This window comes from Aeromicrobium massiliense JC14, assembly GCF_000312105.1.
GTDB lineage: Bacteria > Actinomycetota > Actinomycetes > Propionibacteriales > Nocardioidaceae > Aeromicrobium > Aeromicrobium massiliense.
Window position 1 is genome coordinate 1,211,118 of sequence record NZ_HE978636.1, and the last position, 23,492, is coordinate 1,234,609.

A 23,492-nucleotide genomic window follows, 5' to 3' on the forward strand; every position below is an offset into this window, starting at 1 on the left:
GCCATGGTCCTGGTGGTGGAGGACGACGACCAGATCGCGCCGCCGCTGCTGCGCACCCTCGAGCGTGAGGGCTACACCGTCGAGCGGCTCGCCGCCGGGCTACCCGCCGTGGACCGCGTGGCCGCCGGCGACGTCGACCTGGTGCTGCTGGACCTCGGCCTGCCCGACGTCGACGGCCTCGAGGTCTGCCGCCGGCTCCGCGCCGACGGCTACGAGGGCGGCATCATCATCCTCACCGCCCGCGGCGGCGAGCTCGACCGCGTCGTCGGGCTCGACGTCGGTGCCGACGACTACCTGCCGAAGCCGTTCTCGTTGGCCGAGCTGCTCGCCCGCACCCGTGCCCTCCTGCGGCGCAGCGGTCCCCGCACCGCGACCGCCGAGCCGGCCGAGGACGCCCTCGAGCCCGCCGGCGCCGGCGGCCTGCGCGTCGACGTCCCGACCCGCCGGGTGTGGGCGGGCGACCGCGAGGTCGTGCTCACCGTGAAGGAGTTCGACGTCCTGGCCCTGCTCGCCGCCGACCCCGGCGCCGTCGTCACCCGCGAGCGCATCATGGACGAGGTCTGGGACGAGAACTGGTTCGGCTCGACCAAGACCCTCGACACCACGCTGGGCCGCCTGCGCCAGAAGCTCGAGGAGAGCGAGGCGCCGGCCCGCATCGTCACCGTGCGAGGTGTCGGCTTCCGGCTCGAGGACGCCCCGGCCGATGCGTGAGCGCCTCGTCGTCACGCTGGTGGGGATGACCGTCGCGGTCATCGCGCTGTTCGGCGTGCCCCGCGCCTACGAGACGGCCGACCTCATCACCGACCGTGAGCGCGAGGCGGTCGGCCGCACGGTCCAGCTGGCGGCGACGGCGGTCGAGGCCCGGCGCGAGAGCGGTGCCCCCGTCGACTCCGGCTTCCTGCGCAGCCTGGCCGGCGACGACGAGCGGATCGCCGTCACCGGGCCGGACGGTGGCACCGCCGTGATCGGCGACCCGGTCGGCGACGACGCCTTCACCGCCTCCCGCGACCTCGCCGGCGGGGGCGAGGTCGTCGTCCAGCGCGGACGCGACGCCGTCGACGAGCGCATCTCCGACGCGCTCACGCCGCTCGTGCTGCTCGCGCTGCTGCTCGCCGCGCTGTCCGCCGTCGTCGGGTTCGTGCTGGCCCGCCGCCTGGCCCACCCGTTCCTGCGGCTGGCCGACTCCGCCCGGGTGCTCGGCACCGGACGTTTCGACGTCGAGGTGCCGCACTCGCACGTCCCGGAGGCCGAGGCGCTCGGCGACGCCCTGCGCGCCACCGCCCGTCAGCTCGACGACCTGGTCACCCGCGAGCGCCAGCTCGCCGTCACCGCGTCGCACGAGCTCCGCACCCCGGTCACGTCCCTGCGTCTCGTGCTCGAGGACCTGTCCTTCTGGCCGCAGACACCGCCGGACGTCGCGCAGGAGCTGACGACGGCGATGGGCGAGCTGGACCGGCTCGACGCCGCCATCGGCGAGCTGTTGGTGGACCGCAAGGGGGCGAACCTCGGGCAGGCGGTCGAGATCGACCTCGTCCGCCTCGTCGCCGGCACGATCGACCGCTTCCGTGAGCCCGCGCGCCAGTCCGGGCGCCCCGTGCGGATCGGTGGCGACGACGAGGTGCCGGTCACCATCGTGCCCGGACCCGTCGCGCAGGTCGTCGAGGCGCTGATGGACAACGCTCTGGCCCACGGCGAGGGGGTCGTGTCCGTCGTCGTGGCCCGCCGGCCGGCCTACGACGAGATCTCGGTCAGCGACGAGGGGGAGCGCACCGCGGCCCCCGGCGTCATCCACCAGGTGCGCGGCGTCGGCGGCGGCCTGTCGGCGATCTCGCTGCTCGCCGAGTCGATGGGCGGTCAGCTGCTCGTCGCCGACGAGCCCACCACGCGCTACGTCCTGCGGCTTCCGCGCCGTGACGCCGGGGACGTGCTGGCGTGAACCGGCTGTCCGGACGGGTGCGATCGGGCGGAGTTGGGCTTACGCTGGCCCCTGGGGGATCGACCTGGCACAGGCACCTCAGGAGGCACCATGGCGGAGCCCCTCGACGAGCGACTGCGCGACGACGCGGCGCTGGACGAGATCGAGCTGACCAGCGACCTCATGATCGCGGCCTCGGCCCGCGAGACCCCGCTGACGCAGGCGGAGGTCGATCGCATCCTGGGCCTGGACGGCCGCACCTGACCTGAGGTCGCCTGCACGTTCTTCGCCCTGCCCGCCATGACCTAGCATTGCCGTGGCCCACTCACCGTCGACTGGAGTTTGTCGTGCGTTTCAGCCTGCGTCCCGTGGAGACGTCGTTCTACGACCTGTTCACGGAATCGGCGTCCCACCTCGTCGAGGGGTCCCGACTCCTCGCCGAGATGCTCGACCCCACCAAGGATCGATCCGCGATCGCCGAGCGCATGCGCGAGGCCGAGCACCAGGCGGACGAGACCACCCACAAGATCGTGCGTCGCGTGAACAGCACGTTCGTGACGCCGTTCGACCGCGAGGACATTTACCGTCTCGCCGGTCTGCTCGACGACGTCATGGACTTCATGGAGGAGACGGTCGACCTGATCGGCCTCTACGAGCTCGGTGAGCTGCCGCCCGAGGTCGCCCAGCAGGTCGAGGTGCTCCAGCGCGCCACCCAGCTGACGGCCGAGGCCATGCCGCGCCTGCGCACGATGAAGGACCTCGAGGAGTTCTGGATCGAGATCAACCGTCTCGAGAACCAGGGCGACCGGGCGTACCGCCGCATCGTGGCCCACCTGTTCGGCGGCTCGTACAAGACGCTCGAGGTGATGAAGCTCAAGGACGTCGTCGACTCCCTCGAGCACGCCATCGACGCCCTGGAGTCCGTCGCCAACACGGTGGAGCAGATCGCCGTCAAGGAGTCCTGAGCGTGGACTCCACCCTCATCATGGTCATCGTCGTGGTGGCCATCGCACTGGTGTTCGACTACACCAACGGCTTCCACGACGCGGCGAACGCCATCGCCACCTCCGTGTCCACCCGGGCCCTGACCCCGCGCGCCGCGCTGGCGATGGCCGCGGTGCTCAACTTCGTGGGCGCGCTGCTGGGCGTCGGGGTCGCCCAGACCATCCAGGGCCTGATCGACATCGAGCCGACGATCGCCCGAGAAGGCGCCCAACACGCCTTGACGATCGTCCTGGCCGCTCTCGTCGGCGCCATCACCTGGAACCTCATCACCTGGTACTTCGGCATCCCGTCGTCCTCGTCGCACGCCCTCATCGGCGGCATCGTGGGTGCCGGCGTGGCGTCGGCCACGACGGTGCACTGGGACAGCCTGGTCGACAAGGTCGCCATCCCGATGGTGCTCTCGCCGCTGATCGGCTTCCTCGGTGCCTTCCTGCTCATGACCGCGATCATGTGGATGTTCCGGAAGGCCAATCCCGGACGGGTCAGCCGCGGCTTCCGCCTGGCCCAGACGCTGTCGGCCGCCGGCATGTCGCTGGGCCACGGCCTGCAGGACGCCCAGAAGACGATGGGCATCATCGTGCTCGCGCTCGTCGCGGGTGGCTACGCCGACGGCGACGACGTGCCCTTCTGGGTCATCGCCGCCGCCGGCACGGCGATCGCGCTGGGCACGTACTCGGGCGGCTGGCGCATCATGCGCACGCTGGGCCGGCGCATCATCGACCTCGACCCGCCCCGCGGGTTCGCGTCCGAGGCGACCGCCGCCACCGTCCTGTACGGCATGGCGATCGGCCTGCACGCCCCGGTCTCGACGACGCACACGATCACCTCGGCGATCATGGGCGCCGGCGCCACCAAGCGCTTCAGCGCCGTGCGCTGGGGCGTCGCGCGCGGCATCGTCGTCGCCTGGATCGTCACGATGCCGGCCGCGGCCGCGGTCGCCGCGGGCACGTACTACGTCGCCCGCATCTTCCTGCCGTAGCCGCACGACGCAGAAGGCCCCGCCCGGTTCGCCCGGGCGGGGCCTTCTGCGTGCGGGAGCGCGACTCAGCCGAAGCGGCCCTGGATGTAGGCCTCGGTGGCCGGGTCCTCGGGGTTGGAGAAGATCTTCTCGGTGCGGCCGGTCTCCACCAGGCGGCCGGGCTTGCCGACGCCCGACAGGTTGAAGAACGCCGTGTCGTCCGAGACCCGGGCGGCCTGCTGCATGTTGTGCGTGACGATGACGATCGTGTACTCGCTCTTGAGCTCGTGGATCAGGTCCTCGATCGCGCTCGTCGAGATCGGGTCCAGCGCCGAGCACGGCTCGTCCATGAGCAGCACCTCGGGCTCGACCGAGATCGCCCGGGCGATGCACAGGCGCTGCTGCTGACCGCCGGACAGGCTCGAGCCCGGGCGGTTCAGCCGGTCCTTGACCTCGGCCCACAGGCCGGCACGGCGCAGCGAGCGCTCGACGATGCCGTCGGCGTCGGCCTTCTTCATGCGCTTGCTGTTGAGCTTCTGCCCGGCGATGACGTTGTCGTAGATCGACATCGTCGGGAACGGGTTCGGCCGCTGGAAGACCATGCCGATCGTGCGGCGGACGTTGACCGGGTCCATCTCGTCGCCGTACAGGTCCTGCCCGTCGATGAGGACCTTGCCCTCGACGCGGGCGTTCGGGATCACCTCGTGCATGCGGTTCAGCGACCGCAGGAAGGTGGACTTGCCGCAGCCGGACGGGCCGATGAACGCGGTCACCGAGCGGGCGGGGATGTCGATGGTGACGTCCTCCACGGCGAGGAAGTCGCCGTAGTAGATGTTGAGGTCGGAGACGTCGATGCTCTTGGCCATGATGGGTTCCTTGTCAGACCGGGGAGCTCAGCGCTCGCCCTTGGGGGAGAAGAAGTACGAGACGAGCCGCGCCGCGAGGTTCAGCAGCATGACGATGATCAGCAGCACCAGCGCCGCGCCCCACGCCCGCTCGAGCGCGAACTCCGGCGGCACGCCGGGGTTGCGGATCGAGGTGTAGGCGAAGACCGGCAGGGTGGCCATGCGGCCGTCGGTGAGGTTGAAGTTCACCGAGTCGGTCATGCCGGCGATGATCAGCAGCGGGGCGGTCTCGCCGATGACGCGGGCGATGGCCAGCGTCACGCCGGTCACGATGCCGGCCAGCGAGGTGGGCAGCACGACCTTGGTGATGGTGCGCCACTTCGGCACGCCCAGCGCGAACGACGCCTCGCGCAGCTCGTTCGGGACGAGCTTGAGCATCTCCTCGCAGGAGCGCACGACCACCGGCACCATGAGCACCGACAGCGCGACCGAGCCGCCGATGCCCATGCGGACGCCCTCGCCGAAGAACAGCACGAACAGCGCGTAGGCGAACAGGCCGGCGACGATCGACGGGATGCCGGTCATGACGTCGACCAGGAAGCGGATCCAGCGGGCCAGGCGTCCGCCCGCGCCGTACTCGACCAGGTAGATGGCGGTGAGCAGGCCGATCGGGACGCTGATGACGGTCGCCGCGCCGGTGATCAGCAGGGTGCCGATCAGGGCGTGGTAGATGCCGCCGCCCTCGCCGACGACGTTGCGCATCGAGTAGGTGAAGAACTCCGCGGACAGCACCGGGGCGCCCTTGGAGATGACCGTCCACAGGATGCTGGCCAGCGGGACGAGGGCCAGCACGAACGCCGAGGACACCAGCACGGTCACCAGGCGGTCGACGGCCTTGCGGCGTCCCTCGACGGCGGCCGACCAGACCGGCAGCGCCAGCGTGACGACCCAGGCCAGCAGCGCGGCCTGCACGGGCGAGGCGCCCGCGACGTACGCCAGCACGGCGGCAGCCAGGGCGACGCCGAGGACGACGCGACCCGCGCCGGCGGGCAGCGAGCGCCCGCGCAGCTGGTCGGCGAGCGACTGCTCGGGACGGGTGCCCGGCTCGGGGCTGAGGACGGTGCTCATCAGTTGGCTCCCGAGAAGTCCTTGCGGCGGTCGACGATCGCGCGCGCGGTGAAGTTGACGACGAAGGTGATGACGAACAGCACCAGGCCCGAGGCGATGAGGGCGTTGACCGTGAGGCCGCTCGCCTCGCCGAAGCTCAGCGCGATGTTCGCCGCGATCGTGCTGGGGTTGGTGGAGCTGATCAGGTTGAAGGTCACGACGCCGCTGGCCGACAGGACCATCGCGACGGCCATGGTCTCGCCGAGGGCGCGGCCCAGGCCGAGCATGGCGGCCGAGACGATGCCGGAGCGGGCGTAGGGGAAGATCGCCATCCGCGCGACCTCCCAGCGGGTGGCGCCGAGCGCGAGCGCGGCCTCCTGGTGCAGGCGCGGCGTCTGCAGGAAGATCTCGCGGCAGATCGCGGTCATGATCGGCAGGATCATGAGGGCCAGGACGACGCCGACGGTGGCGATCGTGCGTCCGGTCGCGGAGGCCGGGCCGGCGAACAGCGGGATGAAGCCCAGGTGGGTCTCCAGCCAGGCGTAGGCGGGGGCGAGCCAGCCGGCCAGGACGGCGATGCCCCAGGCGCCGTAGACGACGCTGGGGACGGCGGCGAGCAGGTCGATGACGTAGCCGAGCGCCGCACCGACCCGGCGCGGCGCGTAGTGCGAGATGAACAGGGCGACGCCGACCGACAGCGGCAGCGAGATGAGCAGCGCGAGCAGCGCCGACAGCAGCGTGCCGAAGACGAGCGGGGCGACGAACGGCAGGAACGACTCGCCGCTCTTGACCTCGTCGGGGGACGCGGTGATGCCGGGGATGCCCTCGGTCGTCAGGAAGACGGCCACGCCGGCCAGGACCAGCAGGATGAGCAGGCTGGCTCCGGTGGACAGGCCGCGGAAGACCTGGTCGCCGGCGCGACGGACCCCACGCGGTCGGCGTGGGGTGGGGGTGGTGGTCACGTGGTGCCTTTCGAGCGGGACTGCGGCGGCCGCCCGGCCGGTCCCCGAGGGGAGCGCGGCCGGGCGGCCAGGCGGGTCAGGAGATCTTCGCGACGATGTCGGCGACCTTCTGGGACACCGACTCCGAGAGCGGCGCCGAGCCGGCCGCGTCGGCGGCGGCCTTCTGGCCGTCGGTGCCGGTGACGTACTCGAACCAGCCCTTGGCCAGCTCGCCCTGCGCCTCGTCGGCGTGCTTGAGGCACGTCGCCAGGTAGGAGACCAGGACGATCGGGTAGGTGCCGGCCTCGGTCGTGGTGCGGTTCAGCTCGAAGACCAGCTGGGTGTCGGCGCCGGTCTCGGCCTCCTCGCTCGCGTCGAGGATCGCCGCGGCGGCCTCGGCGGTGGGCGCGACGTAGTCCTCGCCGACCTTCACCTGGACGGTGCCGAGCTCGCCGGCCTGGCTGGCGTCGGCGTAGCCGATGGTGCCGCTGCCGTTGCCGACCGCCTGCACGACGCCCGAGGTGCCCTCGGCCGCCTCGCCGCCCTTGACCGGCCAGGTCTCGACGACGCCGCCCTTCCAGCCGCCCTCGGACGCCTGGTCGAGGTAGTCGGTGAAGTTCTTGGTCGTGCCCGAGTCGTCCGAGCGGTGGACCGGCGTGATCTTGGTGGACGGCAGGGTCGCGTCCGGGTTGTCGGCCTTGATCGCCGCGTCGTCCCAGGTGGTGATGGTGCCCTGGAAGATGGCGCCGATCGTCTTGGCCGACAGCTTCAGGTCCTCGACGCCGTCGAGGTTGTAGATGACGGCGATGGGGGAGACGTACGAGGGGACCTCGACCAGGTCGCTGCCGCACTTCTGCGCAGCCGCGGTGGTCTCCTCCTCGTCGAAGGCCGAGTCGGTGCCGGCGAACGCGACGCCGCCGGCGATGAACTGCTCGCGGCCACCGCCCGAGCCGACCGGGTCGTAGTTGACGGTCACGTCCGGGTTGGCGGTCTGGAAGCCCTGCTTCCAGGCGCCGACAGCGGCCTCCTGGGAGCTGGCGCCGGCGCCGTTCAGGGTGCCGGAAAGCGTCGACTCGGAGTCGGTGTCGCCGGAGGCCTCGTTGCCGGCGCTGCAGGCGCTCAGGCCGAGGGCCAGCGCGAGGGCGGCAGCGGGGAGGGTGGCGCGGCGCAGGGTGCGGTTCACGTCCTGGTTCCTCTTTCGATGTCTGGGGGTCTGACATCCAGGACGCTAGGGACGCCAGGTGTATCGATGCCCCGTCGCAGGTGAACGGAGGGTGAACCCTGCCCGACGAGTGGCGGCACCCGCTCAGGCCCGCGCGACCGGCCCGTCCGGCCCGGCGTCCCGGGGTGTGGCGCCTGCCACGTCCCGGACGTGCGCGAGCCCGCCGGGCGCGGGGCGCGGCGGGCTCGTTCGCTGGGTGTTCACCGGCGGACGGCTCAGGTGAGCTCCTCGACCGCGACGACCCGGCCCTTGCGGTGGTGGACGACGAGCGCCGCGCTGGGCGCCATGCGGGGTCCGTCGACGCCGAGCGCGGCCCAGAGCAGCGGCAGCGTGGGGCGGTGGGTGCACACGACGGTCGGCTTGCGGCGCTCGAGCAGGGCGTCCACCGAGCGTCCGACCTGGCCGGACGTCGTGTCCTCGCCGAGCCGCTCGTCGACCTCCAGGAAGGTGCCGAGGGTGTCGGCGTAGGGCTCGACGGTCTGCGTGCACCGCAGGGCGGGGCTGGAGACCACGTGGCGCACGCCGTAGGCGGCAAGGGCCCCACGCAGGGAGAGCGCCTGCTCGCGCCCGAGGTCGGTGAGCGGGCGGTCCAGGTCGTCGCCCACGAAGTCGTCGCGCTGGACGGCCTTGCCGTGGCGCACGACCACGAGCGTGCGGGTCTTGTGGGAGCGGTCGATCGCGGCGTCGACGAACCGGTCGAGCACGCGGCGGTCGGTCTCGTGGCTGAGCAGCGCCTGCGCGGCCTTGGGGGAGACCCACGCGATCTCGTCGACCTCGTCGTTGGGCACGAACGGCTGCTCGCGCCCGACGACCTTGGCCGACCAGTACGAGACCCGCTTGTGGCCGCCGTTGACGACGTAGCCGACGACGTCCAGCGGGACGCCGAGCCGCACCTGCTGGCCGGTCTCCTCGGCGAGCTCGCGGACGGCGGTCTCGGCCACCCGCTCGCCGACGTCCGCCTTGCCCTTCGGGAACGACCAGTCGTCGTAGCGCGGGCGGTGGACGACGAGCACCTCCAGGGCGCCCTTGGTGCCGCCGACCCGGCGGCGCCAGACGACGGCGCCCGCGGCCAGCACGACGGACTCGGGGGAGCTGTTCATGGTCACCTCTCGGGTGGGGTTCAGCCGCGGGGCCGGCGGGCGGCCCGGGCCTTGGCGATGAGCACGTGGTGGGCGTCGCGGGTGCCGACGTGACGCGTCCACGCGCCATCGGGCCCGAGCCGCCAGCTCGTCGTGTCGTCGGCGGTGAGCAGGTCGAGCAGCTCGCCGAGCTCGGCGACGTGCTCGGCGCTGGGCACCCGCACGAGCACCTCGACGCGGCGGTCGAGGTTGCGGTGCATGAGGTCGGCCGAGCCGAGCCAGGCTTGCGGCTCGCCGCCGGAGGCGAACCAGAACACGCGGCTGTGCTCCAGGTAGCGGCCGAGCACGCTGAAGACGCGGATGTTCTCCGACAGCCCGGGCACGCCGGGTCGCAGGGCACAGATGCCGCGCACGACCAGGTCGACGGGCACGCCGGCGCGTGACGCCTCGTAGAGCGCGTCGATGGTCTCCTCGTCGACGAGCGAGTTCACCTTGAACACGATGCGGGCCGGCCGTCCGGCCCGGTGGTGCTCGACCTCTGCGGCGATGCGCTCCAGCAGGCCGTCGCGGACACCGGAGGGCGCCACGAGCAGGCGGCGGTAGGACTGGCGCCGGGCGAAGCCGGACAGGTTGTTGAACAGGTCGGTGAGGTCGGCGGTGATGTCGCGGTCGGCGGTCAGCAGGCCGAGGTCCTCGTAGGCCCGCGCGGTCTTGGGGTTGTAGTTGCCCGTGCCGACGTGGGCGTAGCGGCGCAGGCCGTCGGGCTCGTCGCGCAGCACGAGGGCCAGCTTGCAGTGGGTCTTGAGCCCGACGACGCCGTAGACGACGTGGCAGCCGGCCCGCTCGAGCTTGCGTGCCCAGCGGATGTTGGCCTGCTCGTCGAAGCGGGCCTTGATCTCCACCAGGACGAGCACCTGCTTGCCCGACCGGGCCGCGTCGACCAGGGCGTCGATGATCGGCGAGTCGCCGGACGTGCGGTAGAGCGTCTGCTTGATCGCCAGCACCTTGGGGTCGGCGGCGGCCTGCTCGATGAACCGCTGGACGCTCGTGGCGAACGAGTCGTAGGGGTGGTGCACGAGCACGTCGCGCTTGCGCAGCGCGCCGAACAGGTCGGCCGGGCTCGACGTCTCGACCTCGGCGAGGTGGCGGTGGGTGCGCGGCACGTACGGCTCGTAGTGCAGGCCCGGCCGGTCGAGGTCGGCCACCTGGGCGAGGCCGCGCAGGTCGAGCGGCCCGGGGAGCCGGAAGACCTCCTCGGCGCGGATGCCGAGCTCGGAGACGAGCAGCTCGAGCACGTCGTGCGAGACGTCCTCCTCGACCTCCAGCCGCACGGGCGGGCCGAAGCGGCGGCGCAGCAGCTCCTGCTCGAGCGCCTTGAGCAGGTTCTCGGCGTCGTCCTCCTCGACCTCGAGGTCCTCGTTGCGGGTCACGCGGAACAGGTGGTGGTCGACGATCTCCATGCCCGGGAAGAGCAGGTCGAGGTGGGCGGCGATCATCTCCTCGAGCGGCAGGTACCGGCCGTCACCGAGGTGGAACCAGCGGTCCAGGATCGGCGGCACCTTCACCCGGGCGAAGTGCTCCTTGCCGCTCTCGGGGTTGCGGGTGATCAGCGCGAGGTTGAGCGACAGGCCGGAGATGTACGGGAAGGGGTGCGAGGGGTCGACGGCGAGCGGCGTCAGCACGGGGAACACCCGCTCGCGGTAGACCTCGCCGGCGCGGCTGCGCTCGGCGGCGGTCAGCTCGTCCCAGCGCAGCAGGTGGATGTCCTCGGCGGCGAGCAGCGGGACGATCGCCGACGCGACCTCGGCGTGCCGGCGCATGAGCACCTGGGCGGCGCGCAGCAGGTCGTCCAGCACCTGCGAGGGCGGGGCCCCGGCGGCGTTCGGCACTGCGACCCCGGCGGCGATGCGCCGCTTGAGGCCGGCGACGCGGACCATGAAGAACTCGTCCAGGTTGCTGGCGAAGATCGACAGGAAGCGGACCCGCTCGAGCAGGGGGAGCGTCTCGTCCTCGGCGAGCTCGAGCACGCGGGCGTTGAACGCGAGCCACGAGAGCTCGCGGTCGAGGAATCGGTCGCGAGGCAGGTCGCTCGCGGCCGGGTCGAAGGGAGGGTCGACGTCGAACTCGTCCGGCGACGCCGCCTCCTCCATGGCCGCGGACATGTCGGCAGTCTCCACGCCCCCACCGTGCCCCAGCAACATGAACGTGGCGTGAACCCCGCCCCACGCCCAGGCGTCGCCCCTCGTGGGTCAGCGGGTGTAGAGGACGTCCTTGGCGTGGGTGACGAACCCGAGCCGGCGGTAGACGGCCAGCGCGGGGGCGTTGTCGCCCTCGACGTACAGGTCGACGACGCGCAGCCCCGACTCCCACAGGTGGCGCAGGCCGCGGGCGGTGAGCGCGGTGCCCAGGCCGCCGCCGTGGCGGTCGGGATCGACGCCGACGACGTAGACCTCGCCGACGCCGTCCTCGACCTTCGTCCAGTGGAAGCCGATCACCCGGCCGTCGGCCTCGGCGACGAACAGGCCCTCGGGGTCGAACCAGTCGCTGGCCGCGCGGCGCTCGAAGTCGGCCCGATCCATCGCGCCCTGCTCGGGGTGCGCGGCGAAGGCGCGGGCGTTGACCGCGACGACCGCGTCGACGTCGTCCGGACCGAACGTGCGGATGGTGACGCCCGCGGGGACGCGCTCGGGCGCCGGGGCCTCAGTCAGCTCCAGGCGCAGCACGAGGAGCGTCCGCTCGGCGCGCAGGCCGGCGGACGCTGCGAGTGCCTGGGCGGCCGGCAGGTCGCCGTGGGCCCAGAACCGGGCCTCGCCGTCGGCCAGCAGGGCGTCGAGCAGGTCGCGGCCGAGGCCACGGCGCCGGTGGTCGGGGTGCACGACGAGCTCGACCGGCGCGTCGTCGACGGCGTAGGCGGCAGCCACCACCGCGTCGCCGTCGGTGCGGGTCGCCAGCACGCGCGGCTCGCGCTGCTCGGCCATCGCCAGGCGCGACGCCTCGTTGAACGGGGCCACGCCGTCGCGGGCGGCGGCGGCGTCGGCCACACGGGCCAGGTCGGTCGCGGTCATCGGGCCAGCTCCCTCAGCTGTGCGCCGACCTCGGCGGCCACGGCCGACGCGAGGGTCTCGGCGGTGTCGTCGTCGCGCTCGGGCACGACGACCTGGACGGTTCCGGCGCGGTGCAGCTCGCGGGCACCGACGCGCTGCGCCTCGGCCATCTGAGCGGCATGGTCGACGTCGCCGTGGACGATGGCGCTCGCGCCCTCGGGCGGCAGCGGCGACAGCCAGGCGTGCTCGGTGGCGATCGTCCGGTCGGCCGGCAGCAGCGCGAGCGCGCCGCCGCCGCAGCCCTGGCCGAGCAGCACCGACACCGACGGCACGCGCAGCGTCGACATGTGCGCGATGCAGCGGGCGATCTCGCCGGCGACGGCGCCCTCCTCGGCGGCCGGCGACAGCTCGGCGCCGGGGGTGTCGATGAACGAGACGAGCGGGAGGCCGAGCTCGTCGGCCAGCCGCATGCCGCGGCGGGCCTCGCGCAGCGCGGCCGGGCCCATCGGCGTGGCCGGGGTCTGGGTCTTGCGGTCCTGCCCGACGACGACGCACGGGACGCCGTCGAGCCGGGCCAGGGCGACGAGCATGGCGCTGTCGCGCTCGCCCTCGTCGGTGCCCTGCAGCCGGACGGTGGCCGAGCTCGCGTGGCGCAGCACCTCGCGGACGCCGGCCCGGTGCTCGCCGCGGGTGCGCTGGATCGACTCCCAGGTGCCGCTCGCGAACCGCGGCTCGTCGGTGCGGCGGGGGAGCGTGGCCGGCTCGACGGGGTCGAGCAGGATGCTCAGCGCCCGGTCGACGACCTCGGGCAGCTCGTCGGTCAGCACGACCGAGTCGATGATGCCGCGCCGCGACAGGTTCTCGGAGACCTGCACGCCCTGCGGGAACGGGCGTCCGTTGAGCTTCTCGTAGACCTTGGGGCCGAGGAAGCCGACGAGCGCGCCCGGCTCGGCGACGGTGACGTGGCCGAGCGAGCCCCACGACGCGAACACGCCACCGGTGGTGGGGTGGCGCAGGTGGACGAGGTAGGCCAGGCCGGCGGCTCGGTGGTCCATGATCGCCCGGGAGATGTCGACCATCCGCACGAACGCCGGGGTGCCCTCCTGCATGCGCGTGCCGCCGGACGCGGTGGACGCGAGGATCGGCAGCCCCTCGGCGGTCGCGCGACGCACGGCCGCGACGATGCGCTCGGCGGCGGCCCGGCCGATCGAGCCGGCCAGGAACGAGAACTCGTTGACGACGACGGCGACCGGACGTCCGCGGACCGTGCCGCGTCCGGTCAGGACCGACTCGTCCGTGCCGGCCCGCTCGGCGGCGGCCAGCAGCTCGCGCCGGTAGGCCTCCGGGTGGTGGTCGATGTCGACCGGCGCGTCCCAGGACTCCCAGGAGCCGGGGTCGAGGACGAGGTCGAGCAGGTCACGGGCGTGGACGCGCTGGGCCACGCTCACGCCTTCGCGTCGGCCGTGTCCCGCGCGTCGGCCTTGGTGGCGACGAAGCGGTAGCCGACGTTGCGCACCGTGCCGATGAGCGTCTCGTTGTCGGCGCCGAGCTTGGCGCGCAGGCGCCGCACGTGGACGTCGACCGTGCGGGTGCCGCCGAAGTAGTCGTAGCCCCACACCTCCTGCAGCAGCTGCTGGCGGGTGAAGACCCGGCCGGGGTGCTGGGCGAGGAACTTGAGCAGCTCGAACTCCTTGAACGTGAGGTCGAGCGTGCGGCCCTCGAGCTTGGCCGTGTAGGTGGCCTCGTCGACGACCAGGCCGCTGGTGGAGATCAGGTGCGAGTCCTCGTGGCCGTCGCGGGCCTCGGCCAGGCGGCCCTGGCTCAGCCGCAGCCGCGCCTCGAGCTCGGCCGGGCCGGCGGTGGTGAGGATGACGTCGTCCATGCCCCAGTCGGCGGCCACGACGGCCAGGCCGCCCTCGGTGAGGATGAGCACGAGCGGGCACTCGATGCCTGTGGTGCGGATGACCCGGGTGAGGCTGCGCACCTGGGCCAGGTCGTTGCGCCCGTCGACGAGCACCGCGTCGCACGGTGGCGCGTCCAGCAGGGCGCTCGCCTCCGCGGGCAGGATGCGCACCGAGTGCGGGAGGAGCGCCAGGGCAGGCAGCACCTCGGCCGAGGACTGCGTGCTCTTGGTGAGCAGGAGCAGGTGGGACACGGTGCCTCCTTGCCGGACGGGTTTCACCCCGTAAACACGTTGAGGCCGTCAGCGATCTCTCGATCGCCGCGGCCTCATTGCATGCCTCAGACTAGACCATGTGTCACGACCGTCTCCACAGCGTTACGAGAATGCGAAGCACGTCACAGTCCGGTACTGGGCCGCGGCGCGGGCCGCTGCGGGCCTGAGCGAGGAGCAGGTGCCGCCCGGCACGCTGGCCGACGTGCTCGACGAGGTGCGGCGCCGGCACGCCGACCGCGACCGCTTCGCCGAGGTCGTCGCGATGTGCTCGGTGCTGGTCGGTGACACCCCCGTGAACACCCGCGAGCCTGCCTCGGTCGACCTCCCGGCCGGCGCCACCGTCGAGCTGCTGCCGCCGTTCGCCGGTGGATGAGCGGGTTCGCCCGCGGCGCGCGGGACGCGGCTGAGATCATGCGTCCGTGACCCGTCTGCGCTCCGCCGCCCTCGTCGTCGTCCTGGCGGTCGGGGCGGCCCTGGCCGCGCGGTCAGGGACGCTCGCCGTCGCCGTGCCGGTGCTGGCCACGCAGCTCGTCGTCGCCGGGGCGCCGTCGCCCCTGGACGCCCGCGGCCGCGTCGTCCGCGCCCCGCGGCTCGTGCCCGTCGTGCTGACCGCGCTCGTCGCGACGTTGCTCGTGCTGCGCCCGCGCCTGCTCGACGGTGCCGAAGGCGTGCGCGTCGACGTCACCGCCGCTGAGTCCGGCACGATGACCGGAGTCCTGCCCGCGGTCGCGCTCGGCGTGGTGGCGACGTTCGTGGCCCAGGTGCTGCGCCGCGACGAGCGCCGCCAGCTCGTCGCCGCCGTCGCCTACGCGGTCGGGCTGTGCGTGGTCGCGGCCCTGGCCGCCGGGTGGATCGCCGCGGCGCACGGACCGCGCGGTGCCGAGGTGCTCGCCGTCGTGGCCGCCGCCGCGTCCGCCGCCGTGCTGGTGCGGGCCGTGCCGCTGCGCCGCCTCGTCGTGCTCCCCGCCGCCGGCCTCGCGGGCCTGCTCGCCGGCGGTCTCGCCGCCGAGCTCCAGGACGCCTACGCGTTCGGCTGGCTCGCGGGCGGTGCCGTGGGCCTGCTCGCCGCGGTGACCGCCCTGCTGGGGCTGGCCGTCGGCAGCGCCTGGGTGGCCGGCCGCGAGCGCACCTGGGGGCTTCCCGCCGCCACGTCCGTCGCGCTGCTCGGCCCCGTCGCCTACGTCGGGGCCCAGGTCGCCGGGCTCTCGCTGTGAACCGCAGGGGTGCCGGCGGCCCTGGAGCACGCTCGTAGGCTGGCGGCATGACCGGGACCTGGGTGCTGCTGGGCGCGCTCGCCGCGACCGTCGTCGTCGCGCTGCTGCTGCGCCGCCGTGACGGCCGGTTCGCCGCCACGCCCGCGCCCGCGCCGGACACGGCGGCGGACGAACGCGAGCGCGTGGACGCCGCCGACCTCGACGTGCCGCTCGGCGAGCGGGCCACCCTGGTGCAGTTCTCCAGCTCCTTCTGCAGCCCGTGCCGGGCCACGCGGGTGCTGCTGTCCGACGTCGTGCGCAGCGTGCCCGGTGTCGTCCACGTGGAGGTCGACGCGGAGTCCCACCTCGACCTCGTCCGCCGTCACCGCGTCCTGCGCACGCCGACCGTCCTGGTGCTCGGACCTGACGGCGAGGTCGTCCAGCGGGCCTCCGGCGTCCCGCGGCGCGAGCAGGTGCTCACCGCCCTCGCGCTCGCCGTTCCCGAGGACTGAGACGCCTGTCCGTCATGTGGGACGCCGGAGGGCTTCCCGGGACGGCCCCCTAGGCTGGGCCCATGTTCGAGACCACGCTCCTGACGCGTCGCCTGGCAGTGGACTGCTGCCGCACGCGCTCGGCGCTGTGTCGCGCGCGCTGATCCGCGCCCGACCCCTCGAACCTCCCGGAGACCATCCATGACCCGACCGCTCCAGGTCGATCCGCGCGGCCTGCGCTTCTCGGCCGCGCTCACCTCGGTCGTCCTCGCCGCCGCCCTGCTGGCCCCGCGTCCTGCAGCGCTGGCGCTGCTGGCCGCGCAGGCCCTCGTCTTCGCGGCCGGAGCCTCGGGCCGGTTCGACCTCTCGCCGTACGGCCGGCTGTTCGCGCGGGTGCTCCGGCCCCGCCTGGGCCCGCCGGCCGAGCTCGAGGACGCCCGCGCGCCGCAGTTCGCGCAAGGCGTCGGCCTCACCTTCACGCTCGTCGCCGTCGTCGCCCTGGCCGCCGGCCTGGACGTCGTCGGCCTCGTCGCGACCGGCTTCGCGCTGGTCGCCGCCCTGCTCAACGCCGTCGTGGGCTTCTGCCTCGGCTGCGAGACGTACCTGGTCCTGCGCCGCCTGGCGCCGGTCCGCGCCTGAACCCTTCTCACCAACCCCTGCCGTGGGACAAGCCCACGACGAAACGGAGGAAACATGAGCCGCGAGAACGCGCTCGTCACCGCTGACTGGGTCGAGCAGCACCTCGACGACCCGAAGGTCGTCCTGGTCGAGGTCGACGAGGACACCGAGGCCTACGACAAGGGCCACATCCCCGGTGCCGTGAAGCTGGACTGGAAGAAGGACCTGCAGGACGGCGTCCGCCACGACTTCGTCGGCCAGGAGGCGCTCGAGGCGCTGCTGTCGGCCAAGGGCGTCGCCAACGACGACACGATCGTGCTCTACGGCGGCAACAACAACTGGTTCGCCGCGTACGCGTACTGGTACCTGACCTACTACGGCCACGAGAACCTGCGCCTGCTCGACGGCGGCCGCAAGAAGTGGGAGCTCGAGAGCCGTGAGCTGACCACCGACGTCACGGACCGTCCGGCCACGACCTACACGGCGAAGGCCCCCAACGACGACATCCGGGCGTACCGCGACGAGGTCGTCGAGGCCATCGGCGCCAAGAACCTCATCGACGTCCGCAGCCCCGACGAGTACGCCGGACGCCTGCTCGCCCCCGCGCACCTGCCGCAGGAGGCCGCGCAGATCGGTGGCCACATCCCCACCGCGGGCAACGTCCCGTGGAGCAAGGCCGCGAACGACGACGGCACGTTCAAGTCCGACGACGAGCTCAAGGAGCTGTACGCGGGTGCCGGCCTCGACGAGGGCAAGGACACCATCGCCTACTGCCGCATCGGCGAGCGCTCGAGCCACACCTGGTTCGTGCTCTCGGAGATCCTGGGCTACCCGAACGTGAAGAACTACGACGGGTCGTGGAGCGAGTACGGCTCGCTGCGCGGCGTCCCGGTCGCGCTCGGCGACGAGCCCGGAGCCCGCTGATGTGCGGCGCCACGGCCGGCGGACCCTCGCTCGAGGGGGTCGACGTCGCCAACCAGGCGGTCATCCAGGGCATCGTGACGCGTGACGGCGAGCCCGTCGGCAACGCGTACGTGCGCCTGCTCGACCGCCACGGCGAGTTCACCGCCGAGGTGCCGACGTCCGTGACCGGCCAGTTCCGGTTCTTCGCCGCCGACGGCGCCTGGACGCTGCGCACCCTCGCGCCCCGGGCCGAGGCCGTCGACCGCGAGGTCGTGGCCCAGAAGGGCTCGGTCGCCGAGGTGCTCGTGACGGTCTGACGACCGACGCACGAAGGCCCTCCCACCGCCTGGTGGGAGGGCCTTCGTGCGTCCGCGGACGAGCGGGTCAGCCGGCGTCGGAGGCCTGGGCCTCCTCGTCGTCCTCGGGTGCCTTGTTGGTGGCGTCGGGGTACTTGCGCAGGTAGCGGGCGACCCGGTCAGAACGCAGTGCCTGGTACAGCTCCTGCGCCTGGTCCTGGTCCAGGCGCACGACGTCGCCGTAGGGATCGACGCGCTCCGTGCCGGCGATGGGAACCGTCATGAACTGCACGTCGTCCGCGGCGATGCCGCGCAACGACAGGGCCAGGCCGCGGATGTCGCCGGACTTCCACTGCTGGTCGACCGTCAGGTTGCGCGTGACGGCGCCCAGCGTGTTGGTGAGCTTCACCGGGTTGGTCAGGGTGCCCGACGAGAGCATCTTCTTCATCAGCGCGCGGATGAAGTTCTGCTGGCGCTCGATGCGCTCGAAGTCGCCGCGCACCAGGCCGTGGCGGGTGCGGACGTACTGCAGCGCGCGCTTGCCCTGCAGCTTCTTCCAGCCCTTCTCCCAGGTGATGTCCTGGTTGCTGTCGTAGGACGTGTACGGGATGTAGACCCGCACGCCGTCGACCGCCTCGGACAGGTCCTTGAACCCGTCCCAGTCGATGATCGCCAGGTGCTTCATGCGCAGGTCGGTCAGGTGCTCGACGGTCGAGATCGCTCCGGCCGGGCCGTAGTTGGAGAAGGCGGAGTTGATCTTGGCCATGCCGGCCTCGTCGCCGTTCTCGTCGTAGATCATCGTCAGCGTGTCGCGCGGGATGGAGACGAGGTGGACGTTCTTCCGGTCCGCCGAGATGTGCAGCACCATGATGGTGTCCGAGCGGTACTTGCCGGCCGGCCACTCCTCGTTCGCCGCGTCCTGCGAGAGGGTCGTGTCCTTGTACTCGGCCAGCGAGGTCTCGCCGCGGTCGGAGCCGAGCAGCAGGATGTTGAGCGCGTTGCCCTTGTCGGGGTCCGGGCGCTCGTCCTCGTTCAGCGTGTTGCCCGGGTCGACGCGAGCGATGTTGTTGAACTGCCGGTTCAGGTTGTAGGCGTAGCCACCGAGGGCGACGCCGGCCAGCATCACGACCGAGAGGACGCCGACGAGCAGCTTGCGGTGCCGCTTGTGGAAGGGGAGGCCACCGGCGCGGCGCTTGCCCGCGCCTCGGTACTTGCGCGGCCTCGCGCTGTCGTCGCTCATCGATCTCCTGCTGGTGAGGGGTCCTGGGACATTGTGCCGGGTGCGTCCCCGCCGCCCAACGCCTACGGCCCGATTGCCAGGGAGATCTTGGTTTCACACCTCCAGCAGGATCGTCACCGGACCGTCGTTCGTGAGCGAGACGGCCATGTCGGCTCCGAAGACCCCGCGCTCGACCTTCGCGCCCAGAGAGGCCAGGTGCGCGCACACCGCGTCGTACAGCGGCTCGGCCACCGGACCCGGCGCGGCGGCGTTCCAGGTGGGCCGGCGGCCCTTGCGGGCGTCGCCGTAGAGCGTGAACTGGCTGACCACGAGCAGCGGGGCGCCGACGTCGCTGCACGAGCGCTCGTCGCGCAGCACGCGCAGCGTCCAGAGCTTGTCGGCCAGCCGGCGGGCCTGCTCGGGGGTGTCGTCGTGGGTGACGCCCACGAGCACCATCAAGCCGGCGCCGATGCGCCCGACCTCCTCGCCGTCGACCGCGACCGCCGCCTCGCTGACCCGCTGCACCACTGCTCGCACGTGCCGGACCCTAGTCGACGCCGCCGGGCCGCCCGTGCGTGCGCCGATAGGATCGGGGGCATGGCCTTCGAGATCCCCTCCGACCTGCACCGCGACCTGGTGCCCTTCGCGTGGCTGCTGGGCACGTGGCACGGCAACGGCAAGGGCGAGTACCCCACGATCGAGCCGTACGAGTTCGAGCAGGACGTGGTCTTCGCCCACGACGGCCGCGACTTCCTGCACTACTTCAGCCGCACCTGGATCACCGACGCCGAGGGCGAGCGTCAGGGTCCCGGCCCGATCGAGACCGGTTTCATCCGTCCGACCGACGCTCCGGCCGGCGCCCCGAAGACCGCGACGGGCGTCGAGCTGGTCATGGCGCACCCCAGCGGGTACGCCGAGATCTGGTACGGCACGATCGACGGCCCGCGGCTCACGCTCGCGACCGACCTGGTCGCCCGCACCGAGACCGCGCCGGCCTACACCGCCGGTCAGCGCATGTACGGCCTGGTCGAGGGCGACCTCATGTACGCCTACGACAAGGCCGCCGAGGACCAGCCGATGCAGTCGCACGTGTGGGGACAGCTCAAGCGTGTCTGACCTCCGCAGCCCCCTGCTCGACCTCCACGGCGCCGTGGAGGGCGACCCGCCGGACACCGGCGTGGCCGCGCACTACGGCTCGATCTCGGCCGAGCAGCGCCGGCTCGAGGCCGGCGAGGCGTTCGTCGACCTCTCGCACCGCGACGTGCTGGCGATCTCCGGTGCCGACCGGCTGACCTACCTGCACTCGATCACGACGCAGCACCTGGCGGGGCTGGCCACGGGCACCCCCACCGAGGCGCTGATCCTCAGTCCGCAGGGCCGGGTCGAGCACGCCTTCTCCGGCGTCGACGACGGCGAGACGTTCTGGGCGCACACCGAGCCGGGCGCCGGCGTCGCGCTGGCCCAGTTCCTGGACTCGATGCGCTTCATGATGCGCGTCGAGGTGCGCGACGTCTCGGCGGACAAGGCCGTCGTCGGCCTGCCGGGCCTGCGCATGGAGGTCGTCGACCGCGCGACGCTCGGCGAGCAGCCCGCTCGCCTGGGCGACCCGGTCGGCACGTGGGCGTGGGAGGCGCTGCGCATCGCCGCCGGCGTCCCGCGGCTCGGTCTCGACACCGACGACAAGACGATCCCCAACGAGGTCGGCTGGATCCCGTCGGCCGTCCACCTGGACAAGGGCTGCTACCGCGGGCAGGAGACGGTGGCCCGCGTGCACACCCTCGGACGTCCGCCGCGGCGCCTGGTGATGCTGCACCTGGACGGCTCGGTCGACCGGCTGCCGGCCCACGGCAGCGACGTGCTGCTGGACGACAAGCGGGTCGGGTTCGTCGGGTCGGCCGCCCGGCACCACGAGCTCGGTCCGATCGCGCTGGCGCTCGTCAAGCGCAACGTCGACCCGGCCGCCACGCTGCTGGCCGACGGTGTCGCCGCCGGCCAGGAGGTCGTCGTCGACCCCGAGGTCGGGCTGCACGTCCGTCCCGTCCTCGACCGGTAGCGACGGCCCGCCGAACCTGTTCCGCGCCCGCCGCGAGCGGGACGGAAGGGCGCTGACTACGCTGGACCGCTGGCGCGAGCGCGCCGAGGCGACGGAAGGAGAGCCGTGCATCGTCTGGTCAATGGCACGCAGGGGTACGACTGGGGCTCGACCGACCTCATCCCGCGGTTCCTGGGCGCCGAGCCCGACGGCTCGCCGGTCGCCGAGATCTGGGTCGGCACGCACCCCCTGCTCCCCTCGAGCCTGGCCGACGACGAGCGTCCGCTGCAGGACGTCGCCGGTCGTCTGCCGTTCCTGCTGAAGGTGCTGGCCGCGGCCAAGCCGCTCTCGCTCCAGGTCCACCCCGACAAGGGGCAGGCCGAGACCGGGTACGCCGCCGAGAACGAGGCGGGCATCCCGCTGGACGCACCGCACCGCGTCTTCCGCGACGACAACCACAAGCCGGAGATGGCCTACGCGCTCACCCAGTTCGAGACGCTCGTCGGCTTCCGGCCCACGGCCGAGATCCTGCGGGTGCTCGACCACCTGCGGACCCCGCTGGCCGCGCGCATGAGCCACGAGCTGCACGAGGACCCGGGCTTCCCCGGCATCGTGCGCCTGGTCGAGCGGCTGCTGAGCGAGACCCCCTCGGCCGACGAGATCGCCGGCGTCGTCTCCGAGGCCCGCCGGAACCTGGACGAGGGCACCGACGTCAAGCGCGCCTTCGCCACCGCCGTCGAGCTCGCCGAGCACTATCCCGGCGACGTCGGCGTCGTCGTGGGGCTGCTGCTGAACCGGCTGACGCTCCAGCCGGGAGAGGCCGCCTTCCTCGACGCCGGCATCATCCACGCGCACCTGAGCGGCATGTGCCTGGAGATCATGGCCGAGTCCGACAACGTCCTGCGGGCCGGCCTCACCAGCAAGCACATCGACCCGACCGGCCTGGTGAGCACGCTGACCACCCGGTTCTCACGCCTGGCCCGGGTGACGCCCGAGCCGGTCGACCACGCGACCATCCTGCTCAGCCCCGGGTCGGACGAGTTCGCGCTCGCCGTCACCCAGTGCTCGGGCGCGGACGCCGACGGCGTCGAGGTGCCGGGCGCCGGCGAGCGGCTGCTGATCTGCACCGGCGGCGAGGTCGTGCTCGGCAACGAGCACGGGCAGGAGCTGCGGCTGCGCCGCGGCGACACCGTGCACGCCGGCGCCGACGACGGCGAGCTGCGCCTGCGCGGGCTCGGCGAGGTGGCCCAGGCGTTCCAGCCGGCCAGCCTGCCGGCGACGTCGCGCCTGGTCGACCTGGTCTGAGGTCTAGACCAGGTCGGGCCGGCCGCGCTCGGCCCAGGCGCCGGGCAGCTGCTTGACCGCCTGGGCGTGCTCGGCCGTCGTGACCAGCAGCGCGTCGCCGGTGTCGACCACGACCGCGCCGGGGATGCCCAGCACGGTGACCGGCTTGCCCGGGTCGGCCAGCACGAGCGCGTCCTCGGAGTCGACCAGGAGCGCGGACGACGCGGGCCGCGGCAGCGTCGCCAGGGCGGCGAAGTCGCCGATGTCGAACCAGTCGAACTCGCCGGGCACGACCGCGACGCCGCCGGCTGCGGCGACCGGCTCGGCGATCGCGTGGTCGATCGCGACCTTCTCCAGCGAGCTCCAGACCTCGGCGTCGAGCGTGCCGTCGTAGCCGTCGACGAGCCGGTCCAGGCCGGCGCGCAGGGCGGGCTTCTGCTCGGCGAGGTGGTCGAGCAGGACGTCCGTGCGGGCGACGAACATGCCGGCGTTCCAGCGGTACCGGCCGGTGGCCAGGTAGGCGGCGGCGGTGTCGGCGTCGGGCTTCTCGACGAAGCCGACGACGTCCAGCGCGTGCGGGGCCGCGTCCAGGCCGAGCGGGTCGCCGGCCTCGATGTAGCCGAACGCGGTGGACGGGCCGGTGGGCTCGATGCCGATGGTGACGACCTTGCCCGTGCGCGCGACGGCGTCGGCCTCGGCGACGGCGCGGGCGAACGTCTCGACGTCCTGGATCAGGTGGTCGGCCGCGAAGGAGCCGACGACGGCGCCGGGGTCGTCGCGGTGGATGAGCGCCGCCGCCACGCCAATGGCCGGCATGGAGTCGCGCCCCTCGGGCTCGATCACCAGGTGGGTGAGCTCGGGCAGCTGCTCGCGGATGGCCTCGGCGTGCTTGGCGCCCGTGACGACGTGCACGTGGTCGGGCTCGACGAAGGTCGTCAGGCGGTCCCAGGTCTGCTGCAGCAGCGAGCGTCCGCTGCCGGTCAGGTCGAGCAGGAACTTGGGCCGCGTCGTGCGCGAGAGCGGCCACAGGCGGGTGCCGGCGCCGCCCGCGGGGATCACGGCGTGGAACGACTCCAGGGTCACGTGCGGTCCTTCCGGTTCGAGGTCCGGCCCAGCGTAGCGGCGCGACACCGGCCCGCCCGGCGTGGTCGCGTCGCTGGCGGC

General features: G+C 72.8%; 26 protein-coding genes. 14 read left to right on the top strand and 12 right to left on the bottom strand.

Going from position 1 to position 23,492, the window contains the following annotated elements:
- Window positions 1–3 precede the first annotated feature (3 nt).
- The 5 genes from HGAM_RS06165 (at window position 4) to HGAM_RS06185 (ending at window position 3,899) form a co-directional block, all read left to right on the top strand.
- A complete protein-coding gene (locus tag HGAM_RS06165; protein ID WP_019144602.1) occupies window positions 4–711 on the top strand; it encodes a response regulator transcription factor in 708 nt (235 codons plus the stop codon).
- Window positions 704–1,936 carry a histidine kinase dimerization/phospho-acceptor domain-containing protein gene (locus HGAM_RS06170; RefSeq protein WP_019144603.1) on the top strand — a complete coding sequence of 411 codons (1,233 nt, stop codon included), beginning with the start codon at window positions 704–706 and terminating at the stop codon, window positions 1,934–1,936. The genes HGAM_RS06165 and HGAM_RS06170 overlap by 8 nt, the downstream gene beginning before the upstream one ends.
- Window positions 1,937–2,026: 90 nt before the next feature.
- Window positions 2,027–2,179: a hypothetical protein gene (locus tag HGAM_RS20570; RefSeq protein ID WP_019144604.1), complete on the top strand. Its 153-nt coding sequence runs from the start codon at window positions 2,027–2,029 to the stop codon at window positions 2,177–2,179.
- 83 nt (window positions 2,180–2,262) lie between these two features.
- Window positions 2,263–2,880, top strand: coding sequence for a DUF47 domain-containing protein (locus HGAM_RS06180; RefSeq protein ID WP_020693390.1), 618 nt, complete (start codon window positions 2,263–2,265; stop codon window positions 2,878–2,880).
- 20 nt (window positions 2,881–2,900) lie between these two features.
- Window positions 2,901–3,899 carry an inorganic phosphate transporter gene (locus HGAM_RS06185; RefSeq protein WP_049798211.1) on the top strand — a complete coding sequence of 333 codons (999 nt, stop codon included), beginning with the start codon at window positions 2,901–2,903 and terminating at the stop codon, window positions 3,897–3,899.
- 65 nt (window positions 3,900–3,964) lie between these two features.
- Here the strand turns inward: HGAM_RS06185 and pstB are convergent, their stop codons facing one another.
- The 9 genes from pstB to HGAM_RS06230 form a co-directional block, all read right to left on the bottom strand.
- Window positions 3,965–4,744: a phosphate ABC transporter ATP-binding protein PstB gene (gene pstB, locus HGAM_RS06190; protein WP_019144607.1), complete on the bottom strand. Its 780-nt coding sequence runs from the start codon at window positions 4,742–4,744 to the stop codon at window positions 3,965–3,967.
- A 27-nt stretch (window positions 4,745–4,771) separates the two neighbouring features.
- Window positions 4,772–5,851, bottom strand: coding sequence for a phosphate ABC transporter permease PstA (gene pstA, locus HGAM_RS06195; protein ID WP_019144608.1), 1,080 nt, complete (start codon window positions 5,849–5,851; stop codon window positions 4,772–4,774).
- Window positions 5,851–6,792, bottom strand: coding sequence for a phosphate ABC transporter permease subunit PstC (pstC, locus tag HGAM_RS06200; RefSeq protein WP_019144609.1), 942 nt, complete (start codon window positions 6,790–6,792; stop codon window positions 5,851–5,853). Before pstC ends, pstA begins: the two co-directional genes overlap by 1 nt.
- A 76-nt stretch (window positions 6,793–6,868) precedes the next feature.
- Window positions 6,869–7,954 carry a phosphate ABC transporter substrate-binding protein PstS gene (gene pstS / locus HGAM_RS06205; RefSeq protein WP_019144610.1) on the bottom strand — a complete coding sequence of 362 codons (1,086 nt, stop codon included), beginning with the start codon at window positions 7,952–7,954 and terminating at the stop codon, window positions 6,869–6,871.
- Window positions 7,955–8,208: 254 nt separating this feature from the next.
- The gene (locus HGAM_RS06210; protein WP_019144611.1) at window positions 8,209–9,093 is read right to left on the bottom strand and encodes an NUDIX hydrolase; all 885 of its coding nucleotides are present in this window, start codon (window positions 9,091–9,093) and stop codon (window positions 8,209–8,211) included.
- Between the two features lie 20 nt (window positions 9,094–9,113).
- Window positions 9,114–11,222 (bottom strand): RNA degradosome polyphosphate kinase, encoded by a 2,109-nt coding sequence (locus tag HGAM_RS18030; RefSeq protein WP_218915262.1) that lies wholly within the window; start codon window positions 11,220–11,222, stop codon window positions 9,114–9,116.
- Between the two features lie 99 nt (window positions 11,223–11,321).
- A complete protein-coding gene (gene mshD, locus HGAM_RS18035) occupies window positions 11,322–12,137 on the bottom strand; it encodes a mycothiol synthase (RefSeq protein ID WP_019144613.1) in 816 nt (271 codons plus the stop codon).
- Window positions 12,134–13,558: a carboxyl transferase domain-containing protein gene (locus HGAM_RS18040; protein WP_049798212.1), complete on the bottom strand. Its 1,425-nt coding sequence runs from the start codon at window positions 13,556–13,558 to the stop codon at window positions 12,134–12,136. Before HGAM_RS18040 ends, mshD begins: the two co-directional genes overlap by 4 nt.
- A 2-nt stretch (window positions 13,559–13,560) precedes the next feature.
- Window positions 13,561–14,271 carry a winged helix-turn-helix transcriptional regulator gene (locus HGAM_RS06230; RefSeq protein WP_019144615.1) on the bottom strand — a complete coding sequence of 237 codons (711 nt, stop codon included), beginning with the start codon at window positions 14,269–14,271 and terminating at the stop codon, window positions 13,561–13,563.
- 100 nt (window positions 14,272–14,371) lie between these two features.
- On the opposite strand from HGAM_RS06230, the gene HGAM_RS06235 reads away from it, so the two are divergent.
- From HGAM_RS06235 to HGAM_RS06260, 6 genes are all read left to right on the top strand, one after another.
- Window positions 14,372–14,665, top strand: a complete 294-nt coding sequence (locus HGAM_RS06235; RefSeq protein WP_038951600.1) for a MoaD/ThiS family protein — start codon at window positions 14,372–14,374, stop codon at window positions 14,663–14,665.
- A gap of 46 nt (window positions 14,666–14,711) precedes the next feature.
- Window positions 14,712–15,506: a hypothetical protein gene (locus tag HGAM_RS06240; protein ID WP_019144617.1), complete on the top strand. Its 795-nt coding sequence runs from the start codon at window positions 14,712–14,714 to the stop codon at window positions 15,504–15,506.
- Between the two features lie 47 nt (window positions 15,507–15,553).
- Window positions 15,554–15,997, top strand: coding sequence for a thioredoxin family protein (locus HGAM_RS06245; RefSeq protein WP_019144618.1), 444 nt, complete (start codon window positions 15,554–15,556; stop codon window positions 15,995–15,997).
- Window positions 15,998–16,177: 180 nt separating this feature from the next.
- Window positions 16,178–16,615, top strand: a complete 438-nt coding sequence (locus HGAM_RS18045) for a DUF4395 domain-containing protein (protein WP_019144619.1) — start codon at window positions 16,178–16,180, stop codon at window positions 16,613–16,615.
- Between the two features lie 54 nt (window positions 16,616–16,669).
- A complete protein-coding gene (locus HGAM_RS06255) occupies window positions 16,670–17,518 on the top strand; it encodes a sulfurtransferase (protein WP_019144620.1) in 849 nt (282 codons plus the stop codon).
- Window positions 17,518–17,814, top strand: coding sequence for a DUF1416 domain-containing protein (locus tag HGAM_RS06260; RefSeq protein WP_019144621.1), 297 nt, complete (start codon window positions 17,518–17,520; stop codon window positions 17,812–17,814). The genes HGAM_RS06255 and HGAM_RS06260 overlap by 1 nt, the downstream gene beginning before the upstream one ends.
- 67 nt (window positions 17,815–17,881) lie before the next feature.
- Here HGAM_RS06260 and HGAM_RS18050 read toward each other — a convergent pair whose 3' ends face one another.
- Complete coding sequence (locus HGAM_RS18050) at window positions 17,882–19,033, bottom strand: LCP family protein (RefSeq protein ID WP_019144622.1); 1,152 nt, start codon at window positions 19,031–19,033, stop codon at window positions 17,882–17,884.
- A 93-nt stretch (window positions 19,034–19,126) separates the two neighbouring features.
- On the bottom strand, window positions 19,127–19,549 hold the full coding sequence (gene dtd / locus HGAM_RS06270; RefSeq protein WP_038951601.1) for a D-aminoacyl-tRNA deacylase: 423 nt from the start codon (window positions 19,547–19,549) through the stop codon (window positions 19,127–19,129).
- 60 nt (window positions 19,550–19,609) lie between these two features.
- Between dtd and HGAM_RS20865 the strand changes: the two genes are divergently transcribed.
- The 3 genes from HGAM_RS20865 to manA all read left to right on the top strand — a co-directional run bounded on the left by HGAM_RS20865 (window position 19,610) and on the right by manA (window position 22,349).
- Entirely contained in the window at window positions 19,610–20,128 is a 519-nt protein-coding gene (locus tag HGAM_RS20865) for a heme-binding beta-barrel domain-containing protein (RefSeq protein ID WP_019144624.1), read from the top strand.
- Window positions 20,121–21,065, top strand: a complete 945-nt coding sequence (gene ygfZ / locus HGAM_RS20870) for a CAF17-like 4Fe-4S cluster assembly/insertion protein YgfZ (protein WP_019144625.1) — start codon at window positions 20,121–20,123, stop codon at window positions 21,063–21,065. The genes HGAM_RS20865 and ygfZ overlap by 8 nt, the downstream gene beginning before the upstream one ends.
- A 105-nt stretch (window positions 21,066–21,170) precedes the next feature.
- The gene (gene manA / locus HGAM_RS18055) at window positions 21,171–22,349 is read left to right on the top strand and encodes a mannose-6-phosphate isomerase, class I (protein ID WP_019144626.1); all 1,179 of its coding nucleotides are present in this window, start codon (window positions 21,171–21,173) and stop codon (window positions 22,347–22,349) included.
- A 3-nt stretch (window positions 22,350–22,352) separates the two neighbouring features.
- Here manA and HGAM_RS06290 read toward each other — a convergent pair whose 3' ends face one another.
- Window positions 22,353–23,411 (bottom strand): mannose-1-phosphate guanylyltransferase, encoded by a 1,059-nt coding sequence (locus tag HGAM_RS06290; protein WP_019144627.1) that lies wholly within the window; start codon window positions 23,409–23,411, stop codon window positions 22,353–22,355.
- Window positions 23,412–23,492 lie beyond the last annotated feature (81 nt).

What these genes read in the sequence shown, in the direction of transcription:
- HGAM_RS06165 (WP_019144602.1), top strand. Translation starts at nt 4, where the DNA reads ATGGTCCTGGTGGTGGAGGACGACGACCAGATCGCGCCGCCGCTGCTG.
- HGAM_RS06170 (WP_019144603.1), top strand. Translation starts at nt 704, where the DNA reads ATGCGTGAGCGCCTCGTCGTCACGCTGGTGGGGATGACCGTCGCGGTC.
- HGAM_RS20570 (WP_019144604.1), top strand. Translation starts at nt 2,027, where the DNA reads ATGGCGGAGCCCCTCGACGAGCGACTGCGCGACGACGCGGCGCTGGAC.
- HGAM_RS06185 (WP_049798211.1), top strand. Translation starts at nt 2,901, where the DNA reads ATGGTCATCGTCGTGGTGGCCATCGCACTGGTGTTCGACTACACCAAC.
- pstB (WP_019144607.1), bottom strand. Translation starts at nt 4,744, where the DNA reads ATGGCCAAGAGCATCGACGTCTCCGACCTCAACATCTACTACGGCGAC.
- pstA (WP_019144608.1), bottom strand. Translation starts at nt 5,851, where the DNA reads ATGAGCACCGTCCTCAGCCCCGAGCCGGGCACCCGTCCCGAGCAGTCG.
- HGAM_RS06210 (WP_019144611.1), bottom strand. Translation starts at nt 9,093, where the DNA reads ATGAACAGCTCCCCCGAGTCCGTCGTGCTGGCCGCGGGCGCCGTCGTC.
- HGAM_RS18030 (WP_218915262.1), bottom strand. Translation starts at nt 11,222, where the DNA reads ATGGAGGAGGCGGCGTCGCCGGACGAGTTCGACGTCGACCCTCCCTTC.
- mshD (WP_019144613.1), bottom strand. Translation starts at nt 12,137, where the DNA reads ATGACCGCGACCGACCTGGCCCGTGTGGCCGACGCCGCCGCCGCCCGC.
- HGAM_RS06245 (WP_019144618.1), top strand. Translation starts at nt 15,554, where the DNA reads ATGACCGGGACCTGGGTGCTGCTGGGCGCGCTCGCCGCGACCGTCGTC.
- HGAM_RS18045 (WP_019144619.1), top strand. Translation starts at nt 16,178, where the DNA reads ATGACCCGACCGCTCCAGGTCGATCCGCGCGGCCTGCGCTTCTCGGCC.
- HGAM_RS06255 (WP_019144620.1), top strand. Translation starts at nt 16,670, where the DNA reads ATGAGCCGCGAGAACGCGCTCGTCACCGCTGACTGGGTCGAGCAGCAC.
- HGAM_RS06260 (WP_019144621.1), top strand. Translation starts at nt 17,518, where the DNA reads ATGTGCGGCGCCACGGCCGGCGGACCCTCGCTCGAGGGGGTCGACGTC.
- HGAM_RS18050 (WP_019144622.1), bottom strand. Translation starts at nt 19,033, where the DNA reads ATGAGCGACGACAGCGCGAGGCCGCGCAAGTACCGAGGCGCGGGCAAG.
- HGAM_RS20865 (WP_019144624.1), top strand. Translation starts at nt 19,610, where the DNA reads ATGGCCTTCGAGATCCCCTCCGACCTGCACCGCGACCTGGTGCCCTTC.